The organism is Sphaerochaeta sp., assembly GCF_050178175.1.
Classification (GTDB): domain Bacteria; phylum Spirochaetota; class Spirochaetia; order Sphaerochaetales; family Sphaerochaetaceae; genus Sphaerochaeta.
The window spans coordinates 1-11,647 of sequence record NZ_JBFXGH010000065.1 but is presented as its reverse complement, the minus strand read 5'-3'; the positions used below and the strand labels follow the sequence as shown (position 1 = coordinate 11,647).

Here is an 11,647-nt window from a genome sequence, read left to right as displayed (position 1 = left end):
GAGAGGAACTCCTCGAATCCATTCTCCTTGCCCGTTGGTTCATACTCCACCAAGGGGTAGTGCTCCAGGACATAATCAATATCCTTATCCCCTCGTCCTGAGAGGTTTACCAGAATTATCTCATCCTTCTTCATGGTCTTCGCAAGCTTGATGGCGTGAGCTACTGCATGACTCGATTCCAAGGCTGGGATGATGCCTTCCATTCTGCTCAGTCCATAGAAAGCCTCGACAGCCTCATGGTCGGTTGCACTGTCATAGTTTACTCTACCAATGGTTTTCAGGTAGCTGTGCTGCGGACCAACACCAGGATAATCCAAACCACTGGCAATGGAGTAAACAGGAAGTGGTTCCCCGCTCTCATCCTGCAACAATAAACTCTTGAATCCGTGAAGGATGCCTACAGAACCTTTTGTGATGGTAGCTGCATGGTCCGGGGTGTCCAGTCCCTTTCCCGCTGGTTCAACTCCGTAGAGCGCAACCCCTGTGTCGTCAAGGAAGGCACTGAAAATACCCATGGCATTCGAGCCTCCACCTACACAAGCAACTACAGCTTCAGGAAGACGGCCGGCCAACTCTTGGATCTGCGCCTTTGCCTCGATTCCCACCACACTCTGGAAATCCCTGACCATCATGGGGAAGGGGTGGGGGCCAACCACAGAGCCTATGCAGTAGATCTGCGTATCGGGGTCTTCCAGATATGCTTCAAAAGCTGCATCCACTGCATCCTTGAGTGTTTTTGTTCCTCTGGTGACTTCGATAACCTGGGCACCCAGAATCTTCATCCTGCTTACATTGGGAGCCTCTTTCTTGATGTCTACCTCTCCCATGTAGATATCACACTCAAGTCCAAGCAAGGCAGCCGCAGTTGCAAGGGCAACTCCGTGTTGTCCTGCACCCGTTTCAGCGATGACCTTCTTCTTGCCCAGTTTCTTGGCAAGCAACACTTCTCCGATACAGTGGTTGATCTTGTGTGCTCCGGTATGGTTCAAGTCTTCACGTTTTAAGTAAATCTGTGCTCCACCAATCGCTTCGCTCAGACGTTTTGCATGATAGACAGGACTGGGTCGACCTATATAGTGTCTCTGAAGAGAACTGAGTTCTTCAAGGAATGCTGGGTCTTGCACGATTTCCTCATATGCCTTGGTTACCTCATCCATGACTGTTTGCAGCTGGGGAGGTATATAGGACCCGCCAAATTCTCCGAAACGACCATCTGAGTCGGGTAGGTTGGTTGTGTTTATCTCTTTGGTAAGCATGTTCTGCATTGGATATCTCCTTGTATTGAATGTGATGTTACTATAAGCAGAAACAATCTGTCAACACATAATAGATAAGTTTCCCCAAAAAGAATCATCGGAAAAAAAAATAACCCACAGAGTCATACCCTGTGGGCCTGTATGTGATAGCACTTAGGCTTAGAGGCCGAGAGCCTTCTTTACAGCACTTGCGTCACGGACGCCAATTGCCTTGTTCACAACTTTGCCGTCTTTGTAGAAGAGCAAGGTGGGAATGGATTGTACGCCAAAGGTCATGGCAAGTTCGCCTTCTTCATCAACATTAACCTTGATGACTTTCATTTTCCCATTCATTTCCTTATCGAGTTGCTCGAGGATTGGGCCCTGCATGCGGCAAGGACCGCACCATGGTGCCCAAAAATCAACCACGACGGGTACATCGCTCTTCAAAACTTCAGCTTCATATGTGCTCTTTGTTACATTTTTAACCATCTTAAACTCCTATTCTGTACGGTTACAACGTTTTGTGTTTTTGTATTGTACAGGTAACATACTACAATTATTTGCTAGCGGCAACTACCCTGGAGAACTTTTTCATGCATCCAGGTATCGATTTACATTGTGACACCATCTATGCACGCGCGGCGGGAGAGTAACATGGTTCTCTCAGCGAGGATGATGGATAAACTGATGTAAGGTGGATGGAGATGGCAGGGAGCATTGCCACGGTTTTTGCCCTCCATGTCCCCTGGTGCAGGGTATTTCTCCCGGGCAGATGGTAGTGTGGATGATGGCCGTTTCCTTTGATCTGGAACAGGGGAAATGATCCAGCCCTTCCCACCCACATGTGTGGAAGGCTGAAACCATTCTGATACCATGTGATTGCAGAGATGGAACGCCATACCATCCTGGTTGTTGTTTCGCATCTTGATGAAGATGGTTTCTCTGATGCAGCGAAGGTAGCTGGAAGACCTTTCATCACGAGTCATCCCCACTGTAGGGCGATTGCCAACCTTGGCAGGAATCCCAGTGATGCAATGATTCGGAAGATTGGGAACACAGCGCTTGGGGACCATGGTGAGGCATGCCTGTCATCCCCTACAAGTTGGGGGTTACCGGTATTTGCCGTGGGGACTGACTTTGATGGGAATTACGGGATATTGGAGATTGATCACTATAGTGAAATGGACAGACTTTGGGATGCACTTGCCTGAGAGCCTTGAGTCGTGTTTTGTCCTCATCACTGACCAAGCGTGATTCAATGCACTTCTGGATGGCTTTTTTCCTTATCTCCTCAACAAGAATCCCTGGTTGCAGGTAGGGAAGGGTTTTTTCCTTCTCCTTGCAGTATGCGGTTGCATAAGCCCAAGCGAGTGCCATCATTACGTAGTAGTGATCGCTCTCAACACGAGAGAGGTTCTTTAAGACTTCTTCAATGGTGGCTGGTTCAAGGTAGAAGATCATCAGGGTGACAACACCCAGACGCTTGTCATAGGGATATTCCTTTTCCAGTAATGCATTGAAATAAGGGTAGTAGATATCCCTGTTCTTCCGAATCCATTTCATCTCAGATGCGAGGCAGTCATTGGTGGCCCAGCTATTGTTGAAGAGTAACAGTGCAGGCAAATAGGCAAGCCGCTCTTGTTCTGTTAGCGATAACAGGCCAAAGAGCTTGAAGAGGATAATGGTCTCTTCATAGGAGAGGGAGGTACTGCGGATCAGTTCCGTAAAAAGATGTATACCCTGCTTTGAGGCAATGTGCTTTGCCAGCCTCTGTAGTGCTGGTGCCCTGACTCCATACACCTCTCCATTTGAGACCTGCAGTTTCAGCTGGAATGAGCGATAAGAAGGCTCAGCAAGTTCGTTGAGCCTCCGTATCAATGCTGCTCGGTTCATAGTCCCATCTGCTTGGTGAATCGCATCAGGTTGTCGATGGTCTTCTCCATATCCCTAGGAGCACGGTCCTTGGCCTTCTTGAACTCAACAGCGACCCTATTGATCGAGAAGATGCCGGTGACTCCCTCGTCATAGGCTCCTTCCACGTCATCCCCGATATCCCCAACGATAGCGAGTACCGGTACCTTGGCTTTCTTGGCACGCCTGGATACCCCGATAACCACCTTGCCCCTGAGTGACTGGCCATCGATCTTTCCTTCACCGGTAAGGACAAGGTCGGCTTCCTTGAGCAGGGAGTCGAAGTTGACGGTATCCAGTACGGTCTCGATTCCCATCTGCAGGGTAGAGGAGAAGAAGGCAGCCATGCCGCCACCCATGCCTCCTGCTGCTCCACTGCCGGGGATTGCCTGTACATCGATACCCAGATCCTTCAGGATTACTCCAGCGAGACTTTTAAGGTTGGAATCCAGTACTTTTACCATCTCAGGATCTGCACCTTTCTGTGGTCCAAAAATATAGGCTGCACCGTTTGTTCCGTGGAACGGATTGTCAATGTCACACATCGTGGTGATGGTAACCTGCTTGAGTGCTGGATCGAGCCTTGAGGTGTCAATGGATGCAACCTGGTCCATGGTTCCACCGGTGGGAACAAATGCATTGCCATCCTTATTCTTGAATACAACGCCACAAGCTGCTGCAGCACCGCATCCGCCATCGTTGGTGGAGCTGCCTCCGAGTCCTACGATGATGTGCTTGCATCCGTTTTTAGCAGCATCAAGCATCAGCTGTCCAACGCCATAGGTTGTGGTCTTGTCCGGGCGGAGTTCATCGCCCACCAGGGGAAGCCCTGCGCAGGAAGCCATCTCGATGACAGCAGTATCGCCCTTGATGATACCATAGAAACTTTCCATGAGTTGCCCAAAGGGTCCTTGCACAGTTACGATACGTTTCTCCCCACCGAGGGCTTGAAGAAAGGCATCTACGCTCCCTTCTCCTCCGTCTGCGACCGGGATACTGGTGACTTTTGCATCGCTGTAGTGGCGCTTGATAGCTCTCTCCATGATAGAACAAATCTGTTCAGAACTCATGGTTCCCTTGAAGGAATCGGGGATCAAGAGGATGTTTTTCATCTGAGGCTCCTTTCACATATCGGGTATAAACCCGGTTTCTGCAATATTACGGAATCTGTGGAAAAAAATCCACCCACATGTCAGACAAGCTATGGTTTTTTCTATCAACGCTTCCAGAAATGCTTTGAAAACAGGACGAAAACGGTAAACAGTTCAAGACGGCCTACCAGCATCAGGAAGGAACACACCCATTTCAGGGCTGAGGGAAGAAAGGCAAAGTTACCTGTGGGACCGACCTCCCCAAACCCAATCCCGATGTTGCCTAGGCAGAGAAAAGAGGCGGCAACACTGGAAAAGGGGTCAAGACCGCTCAAGGATATCAGTACCGCTCCAATGACTCCGGTAAAAATGTAGACACCAAAAAAGGTTGCAATGGATTTCATCAAATCTTCAGGTATGGGGGTTCGTCCGACCCTGACTTGGAAAATTCCTTTTGGGTGGATTCTCTGTTTGATGTGGGCTCTCCCCATCTTGAAGAGTGTGGCAATCCTGACCACCTTGACACCACCTCCTGCTGATCCTGCAGAACCTCCGATGAAGAAGAGCAGGAAGAAAAGCATCTGGGGAAAGGCAGGCCAGAGGACATAGTCGGTGGTAGCAAATCCTGTGGTGGTGAGTATGGATGCAGTAAGGAATGCACTGTATCGGAAAGACTCACCGAAGGAACCATAGGTATTTGAAAATGTGAGATGCCAAGCGGTAAGCAATGCAACCACTGCCCAGATACCAAGATAGAAGCGAAGCTCACCATCCCTCAGAACAGATCTCCACCTTCCACTGATCGCTTTGTAATAAAGCGCAAAGTTTGCTCCAGCAATAAGCATGAAAATGGTTACCACGATATCGACATAGAGGCTGGAGAATGTCCCGATTGAAGCATTCTTTACACAGAATCCGGCAGCGGACATTGTCGAAAAGGTAACGGTTACCGCGTCATAGAGGGTTAGTCCCCCCATGAGAAGCAAGATTGTTTCGAGAACAGAGAAACCGATATAGATCGACCAGAGAATGAGGGCAGTATTCTTGATCTTGGGAGTAAGCTTGTCCTTCGTTGGACCAACGGTTTCCGCTCCAACGAGCAACGCTCCACTGACACCAAGGGCCGGCAACAGGGCCACGAAGAGTACTACGATTCCCATACCCCCCAACCAGTTGGTTTGTGAACGCCAGAACAGGATTGATTTGGGTAGGCTCTCAATTTCCGGCAGTACCGTGGCTCCTGTGGTAGTGAATCCACTCATGATCTCAAAGTAGGCGCTGGGATAGTCTACATAGGCTCCACTGGCGACCAATGGGATGGCTGAGAATGCAGTTGCGATGACCCACGTCAGGGTTACCACGAGGTACCCATCACGAGCGAGCATCTGCTTATCCTGTGACTTTCCGGTGCTGATAAGGATGGTAGTGCAGAACACAGCTATGGCAGCATATGCTGCCAAAAATCCCATGATGGCATCCGTTTCCTGATAATTGAAAGCCAGGGCAGTAGGGATGCCCATAAGCAGGCCAATAAAGAGTACTATGAACGATAACAGCCGAAGGTCCAGTTTCCAGTTTATCATGGTAATCCTACCCAAAGAGTTTTCGGATGGACTCAGTAGCTTGCCTGAGTGCAGCTACAACAACAGTATCCCCTTCATTGAGGGTTGAATACCCATTGGGGATGATGCTCTTTCCTTTATCATTGGTAATCCCCGCTACTATTGCCTTCTTTCTCATATTGATGTCTTTCAACTGCTTGCCGCACACCTCACTGTCTGCGTGGATGATGAATTCATACACTTCAAGCTGTCCGTTGAAGAGCGAATGTACACTCGATACATTGCTCCCCCTGAGATAGCGAAGCAAGGACTCTACGGTGGTATCGGTGGTAGAGATGACTACATCGATTCCGAGGTAGGAAGCCATGCGTGAATAGTTGTTGTTCTGCTTGATGAGTGCCATGGACCGCATGATACCGATACGTTTTGCGTAACTCGCGGTAATAATGTTCAGCTCATCATTGTCGGTAAGGGCGATAAGAAGATCATAGGTTCCCAGTTGTTCCTCCGCCATGATGTCCTCGTCGGTGATATCGGCCTTGATGACCAGTATTTCACGGAATCGTTCAGAAAAATCCTTGCAGACTTCAGGGTCTTGGTCCACGATGGTGACCTTCGAACGCATTGCAGGGTTCATCCGGTTCAGTAGAGCTCTGGTGATTTTACTTGCCCCGACCAGCACCATGTTATTGGGTCTTTTCTGGAGCTTCCCAACTGTTTTCAGGATATCGGTGACTTCCTGTGATTCTGCTATGATACTCAGTGTATCCTCAGCCTGTATGGTGGTCTCTCCTGAGGGAACGAGGACCTGTCCCCTTCGTTTGATGGAAGCGATAACAAACTCAGCGTTGAGTTTACTGCGCATCTCACTGACGGTGGTCCCTACATAGGTACTGTTTTTTTCAATATAGAAATTATAGAGCAGTAGCTTGGAGTTACTGAATGCCAAAAGGTTTCCGTTAACCCCTTGTTCGATGATTTTAAAGATTGATCGTGCTGTTTCTGCATTGGGGTTTACAATATAATCGATGCCGAGCAATCCTTCCTTAAGACCACCACTGCCGGTGTATATCAGGGACCGTATTGCCGCAACAGTTTTGGTATTTGGGAATGATGAGGAAACCAGTCCGCAAGAGACCAGGTTTATTTCGTCACTGTTGGTTACTGCGATAAAGGCTTCTGCTTGCTCGACTCCTGCTTCAGTGAGCTTGTCTATGTCTGTGCCGTTGCCCAGTACACCAAGACAATCGAGTTTGGAAACAGCCATCTCGACTCTTTCAAACGAGTTGTCAAGGATTACCACATCCTTACCATCTGTGATGAGTTGTTTTGCCAATCCCATGCCGCGTCTTCCCGCACCCAGGATAACCACTTTCTTACTCGTACCAGGCTCCTTCACGTTTCATGAGGAAACGTTATGTATATAGTACCAGACATGCTGTAAAAGCATAAGACTTTTATGCGTTGAAATACCATACCCAATAACTACAACCGTTGCAAGGTGTTAAATTATTTTTATAGCATTAATTACAAATCTAGTTGACAAGATTTTCCTTTTTCCGTATAGTACAAAAGAAATTCGACGCAGGGTGGAGCAGTTGGCAGCTCGTCGGGCTCATAACCCGAAGGTCGTAGGTCCGAGTCCTACCCCTGCTAAACAGTTGGTTTGAAGAATGGACTGCCGTACGTGCAAAGGCACACGGCAGGACGGTGATTCCTTATTCTACCAGACTACTAGGCAACTTGTTAGGCGACAATGGTCGTACAGCGGGTTGCCTTTCTTGCGTCTTGGGCCTGAGTTACGACCACTGACAGGCGACCTGACTCTTCCCAATGCTTCCTAATAGGATAGAAGCATTTTCTTTAGGTCAGGTATTACGATATTGAGGTTGGCCTTAGGTTGTTTATCTGTTCTTCCAATCCTTTTAGCGTTTCGAATATTTCAGTTAGTGAGATCTTTTTGCCGGAAATCAATTACATGACGATATGGCGAGGAAAAAGTACTTTTACCTGTTTCTTGAACTTGTTGAGTTTTCTGTAATCCACATATCCGTAGATTTGCAGAATGCCCAAAAGCAATGATACTTCAATACCAATCTCAGAAGCGATTTGTACCAATTTTGCTTCCGATATATAATTCCTAAATGGTTCAACAGATGCAAGGATCTGCTTTACTCGAAGAATTTCTTCAGCTTTTGCATCCGCTTCTTGCTCCAGCGTTGATCTTTCTGTTTTGTCCATGAGGTCATCAAGGAAAATCCCCTCAGTACTTTGCTTGAAGTGGAGTAAAAGATGTGCAATCTCATGAGCCAGTGTAAACCAGAAATTATCTATTCTATCGTAACGTGCAGTGTAGACGATTACCGGATGATCATTACAGAAGAAGGACGCTCCGTCCAGAGATGTCTTTGATAGATGGGATTGAACGAGAAATATGACCCCTGCTTCATTCAAGTCGTGAATGACGTCAATAACACCTCCCTCTCGTGCGGTATATTGCAACAGATTTTTGGATAAATACTTGAGTTTTTCTGAGCTGTAAGGAGGAAGTTGTATTTCTTTGCATCGTCTTTTTGCAATCTGGTACCAGGTGATGCTGTAGTTTTCAGTGTATGTATTGTCGACATGAGAACGTCCAGCACAGTATCCGGCGCATTTTCCATATGTTTCATAGACGCTGAAGGTGATATCGGGATCTTCTTCACCCCATATTTCGCGGTAGGTAGATTCATACGTATCGGCACTTTTACCCTCATTATACCAACCCTTTCTTTGCATCTCCAAAACGGGTATATACTTTCGTATTCGGGCTTTTCTCTCCGTTTGTGAAGGTCCTACGCTTTGGCCGGTTGCATTCAGCCAATATCTCGTATCTATGTGCATCCAAGATTCCGCACTTCCCCCGAGTGCCTCTGCCAATGCCCGGGCATGCTCCATTTGGAGTTTTTGTTTTGCATTCATGATATTGCTCAAGGTCTTGCGGGATATATTGGTAACTTGGGCGAGATCTTCTTGGGTCCAGCCTAGGAATTCCAACTCTCTCCTGATCATATCGCCAGTGCTGATGTTGAGAAAAGGTTTCACAGTATTACCCATGGTATCGTCCTCCTATTCATAGTGTTTGCTCAATTCCTCTATTTCTACAATTCCCATTGTCTTCTCCTCGTTTTCCCAGTCTATCTCGACTTCAAGTCGATATTTTCTGGTGATACGCAGGGAAAAGCGTTTTTCTGTTCCTCTGAGTCTTTCGAGGTGTAGAGATGGTCGCATCTGTAGGTCATGAATATCTCGTGCTGCATCAATGGCCGCTACAACCTCAAAGAAACCTTGAAGCACCTGTTTTTCCAGATGGTATTTTTTTGACTTCCCACTTGTATAGAGGATCTCAAGATGCTTGTTGGCAAAATTGAACTTCACAATAGTAATATACCATGTATTGAAAGAAATGACAACGTAATGCGCGCTTTGCTTCGCATCACAATTTACAATTACTAATACCAGCAGGATTCTCTTTTTATGAAGCAATGAAAAGGCTTCATCCGCAGGTACTGCAACAAGAAGTCTAGTACCCATACAGAAACTTTGTCGATCTGCTCCTTCATTTCCGCCATTCAAAGGTCCTGGAAACAAACCTGGGCCAGAGCCGGTACTGGTGAAGCCTTACCATTAATGGTCGTATAGCGGGTTGCCTTTCTTGCGTCTTGAGCCTGAGCTTTACTCAAGAAAACATCACATCGGCCTTTATTTAGAGGTCACTATAATAACCACCTTGCCCTGGGCATGCCCCTCGCTCACATAGCTCATTGCCTGTGCTGTTTGCTCCAGCGGAAAGCACCGATCTATAACTGGGTGAATCTTGCCGGAGGCTACCAAGTCCAGAACGAATTCCAGGTCCTCCCTGTTGGGTTTCGCCGCCAGTGTACGAATCTTCTTGGAGCCTTCCACCATAACGAATATTCCATTAGGCACGAGGAGATGCTTATACTCTGAAAGCCGGTGGTACCCATTTATTGCGATAATCCGGTCGAAGCGACGGCTGCTGGTAGTAATATCCTCCCTTGTATAATCGATAACCTCGCTTGCTCCCAGGTTGCGCACAAGTGTTGTATTGCGGGTACTGCAGACGGCAGTAACCTGAGCGCCAAAATAGCTAGCTAGTTGGACAGCATACGTGCCGACGCCGCCTCCCGCCCCGTAGATGAGTAGCCTCATGCCAGCTGTGAGCTCTCCCTTGTCAAGTAAGGCCTGCAAGGCAGTGACTGCTGCTACAGGAAGGGCGGCAGCGAGTTCATCGGAAATCGCGGATGGCTTCAAGGCCAGCACATTCTCGTCAGCAGCAACATATTCTGCAAAGCCGCCACATCCGTTTCCAGAGATATCTCCAACCACCATATTACAGGGTTTAAAAGTGGTTACATCCCTACCCACTTCTTCCACCATTCCCACGATATCAGCTCCGAATATCCGGCTCTTTGGTATACCGACACCCATCCGCATAGGACGGTAATCAAGCGCATTCACAGATGCAGCATGGATACGTACCAATACTTCATGCGTGTTAGGCATTGGTTTTACAATATCACGCAGGACCAAGGTTTTTGACGAGCTCACCTTCTCATAAACAATTGCTTTCAATTTCTGTCTCCTTGGTCCTCTATGTGGCTGCGCCGCAACATATTGTAAGCGGCTTTCCTGGATATATTCTTACCGACAAATTCATAGTTCTCAAGTGTTCCTATAACCAATAGAAACAACAACCACAGAAATGAAAACAATAGAGGCAAAGCATGTGTTACTACAGGCCCATGACGAGGCCCATGACGAGGCCCATGACGAGGCCCATGATGAGGCCCATGATGAGGTCCATGATGAGGTCCATGATGAGGTCCATGATGAGGTCCATGATGAGGTCCATGATGAGGTCCATGATGAGGTCCATGATGAGGTCCATGATGAGGTCCATGATATACTTGAACCACTCGTGAAGATTCTTCTTTGAATATTTTTCAAACCTGTTCTTGCAAACTCATTTGTATGGTCTATTATAGCTAAGGAAAACCAGTGAGAAGGGAGCGCATTTATGCAGGATTTAAAGCGTTGCATTGGAATATTCATCGCAGGCTTGGACGATGCATATCAGTTCGCCATCTGGCAGCTGGGGAACCCAAGAATACTGGCTGTTTCATTGTAGAGAAAGAAAAGCTTCATCTTCAAAAAAGGAAGAAATAAGATTATGAAAATGACACAGGTGCTTCAAGATATCTATGGGACACTATTGATGCTTAGCATGGTTTTGGTCTTCTGGATGATCATCAACGAATTCACATAGTATGATGCATTAGGTTTCACCGGCTTGTGGTATGAGCTTGACCTAAGAGTTGAAGGATCATTTGCAACTTGGCTTGAATCGATTGGCATTTTCCTCTGTTTTCTTCCTGCCTATGCGATAGTACGTTCCGATAAGAATAAGGTTATTTCTCCAATCTCGAGACTTTTTTTCCTGGCGCTCACTGCTGCCGCCGTATTCCTGGCTGCTGACGAGATGCTCGGCATACATGAAAGGGTAGGTGAGAAGATGGGAAATGCAACCAACTTGGGAGCCGGGACTTTCCTGGAAGGTTTCGCATGGGTCTTCATATACGGTCCTATCATACTAGGCGGATTTGTCCTGTTTGCTTATACAGTACGGGATGTCATGAAATATTTAACCTCGGAAACCTGAGGTAAGCTCAAACGCATCTTATTGATTATTGCAATTGCAATCGGAACCATCTTGGCCTTGGAAGTAGGTGAGGCCTATTTGTGTAATATCCTTGGTATACGATCATCCCTCATGACATTGGTT

The 11,647-nt window shown here is 47.3% G+C and carries 13 protein-coding genes and 1 tRNA gene; 4 read left to right on the top strand and 10 right to left on the bottom strand.

Features of this window, described 5'->3' with window-relative positions:
* The 3 genes from trpB to AB7S66_RS08195 form a co-directional block, all read right to left on the bottom strand.
* Positions 1-1,265, bottom strand: a 1,265-nt coding sequence (gene trpB, locus AB7S66_RS08205; RefSeq protein WP_428518957.1) for a tryptophan synthase subunit beta, incomplete at its 3' end; no start/stop codon positions are given.
* A 150-nt stretch (positions 1,266-1,415) separates the two neighbouring features.
* Positions 1,416-1,727 carry a thioredoxin gene (trxA, locus tag AB7S66_RS08200; protein ID WP_428518956.1) on the bottom strand — a complete coding sequence of 104 codons (312 nt, stop codon included), beginning with the start codon at positions 1,725-1,727 and terminating at the stop codon, positions 1,416-1,418.
* A gap of 139 nt (positions 1,728-1,866) precedes the next feature.
* A complete protein-coding gene (locus AB7S66_RS08195) occupies positions 1,867-2,214 on the bottom strand; it encodes a hypothetical protein (protein WP_428518959.1) in 348 nt (115 codons plus the stop codon).
* Here AB7S66_RS08195 and AB7S66_RS08190 point away from each other — a divergent pair.
* The gene (locus tag AB7S66_RS08190; protein ID WP_428518955.1) at positions 2,126-2,449 is read left to right on the top strand and encodes a membrane dipeptidase; all 324 of its coding nucleotides are present in this window, start codon (positions 2,126-2,128) and stop codon (positions 2,447-2,449) included. The genes AB7S66_RS08195 and AB7S66_RS08190 overlap by 89 nt on opposite strands.
* Here the strand turns inward: AB7S66_RS08190 and AB7S66_RS08185 are convergent.
* From AB7S66_RS08185 to trkA, 4 genes are all read right to left on the bottom strand, one after another.
* A complete protein-coding gene (locus tag AB7S66_RS08185) occupies positions 2,334-3,131 on the bottom strand; it encodes a DNA alkylation repair protein (protein ID WP_428518954.1) in 798 nt (265 codons plus the stop codon). The two genes, AB7S66_RS08190 and AB7S66_RS08185, sit on opposite strands and share 116 nt — an antisense overlap.
* On the bottom strand, positions 3,128-4,261 hold the full coding sequence (locus tag AB7S66_RS08180; RefSeq protein WP_428518953.1) for a glycerate kinase family protein: 1,134 nt from the start codon (positions 4,259-4,261) through the stop codon (positions 3,128-3,130). Before AB7S66_RS08180 ends, AB7S66_RS08185 begins: the two co-directional genes overlap by 4 nt.
* Before the next feature lie 104 nt (positions 4,262-4,365).
* Positions 4,366-5,823 carry a TrkH family potassium uptake protein gene (locus AB7S66_RS08175; protein WP_428518952.1) on the bottom strand — a complete coding sequence of 486 codons (1,458 nt, stop codon included), beginning with the start codon at positions 5,821-5,823 and terminating at the stop codon, positions 4,366-4,368.
* Positions 5,824-5,830: 7 nt separating this feature from the next.
* Entirely contained in the window at positions 5,831-7,201 is a 1,371-nt protein-coding gene (gene trkA, locus AB7S66_RS08170; RefSeq protein ID WP_428518951.1) for a Trk system potassium transporter TrkA, read from the bottom strand.
* A 184-nt stretch (positions 7,202-7,385) separates the two neighbouring features.
* On the opposite strand from trkA, the gene AB7S66_RS08165 reads away from it, so the two are divergent.
* A tRNA-Met gene (locus AB7S66_RS08165) sits at positions 7,386-7,458 on the top strand.
* Between the two features lie 318 nt (positions 7,459-7,776).
* Here AB7S66_RS08165 and AB7S66_RS08160 read toward each other — a convergent pair.
* From AB7S66_RS08160 to AB7S66_RS08150, 3 genes are all read right to left on the bottom strand, one after another.
* Positions 7,777-8,853, bottom strand: coding sequence for a helix-turn-helix domain-containing protein (locus AB7S66_RS08160; RefSeq protein ID WP_428518958.1), 1,077 nt, complete (start codon positions 8,851-8,853; stop codon positions 7,777-7,779).
* A 57-nt stretch (positions 8,854-8,910) separates the two neighbouring features.
* A complete protein-coding gene (locus tag AB7S66_RS08155; protein WP_428518950.1) occupies positions 8,911-9,417 on the bottom strand; it encodes a type II toxin-antitoxin system RelE/ParE family toxin in 507 nt (168 codons plus the stop codon).
* A 126-nt stretch (positions 9,418-9,543) separates the two neighbouring features.
* Positions 9,544-10,437 (bottom strand): NAD(P)-dependent alcohol dehydrogenase, encoded by an 894-nt coding sequence (locus AB7S66_RS08150; protein ID WP_428518949.1) that lies wholly within the window; start codon positions 10,435-10,437, stop codon positions 9,544-9,546.
* Positions 10,438-10,567: 130 nt separating this feature from the next.
* Between AB7S66_RS08150 and AB7S66_RS08145 the strand changes: the two genes are divergently transcribed.
* Both AB7S66_RS08145 and AB7S66_RS08140 read left to right on the top strand, forming a co-directional pair.
* Positions 10,568-10,801, top strand: a complete 234-nt coding sequence (locus tag AB7S66_RS08145; RefSeq protein WP_428518948.1) for a hypothetical protein — start codon at positions 10,568-10,570, stop codon at positions 10,799-10,801.
* 354 nt (positions 10,802-11,155) lie between these two features.
* Positions 11,156-11,524 carry a hypothetical protein gene (locus tag AB7S66_RS08140; RefSeq protein WP_428518947.1) on the top strand — a complete coding sequence of 123 codons (369 nt, stop codon included), beginning with the start codon at positions 11,156-11,158 and terminating at the stop codon, positions 11,522-11,524.
* Positions 11,525-11,647 lie beyond the last annotated feature (123 nt).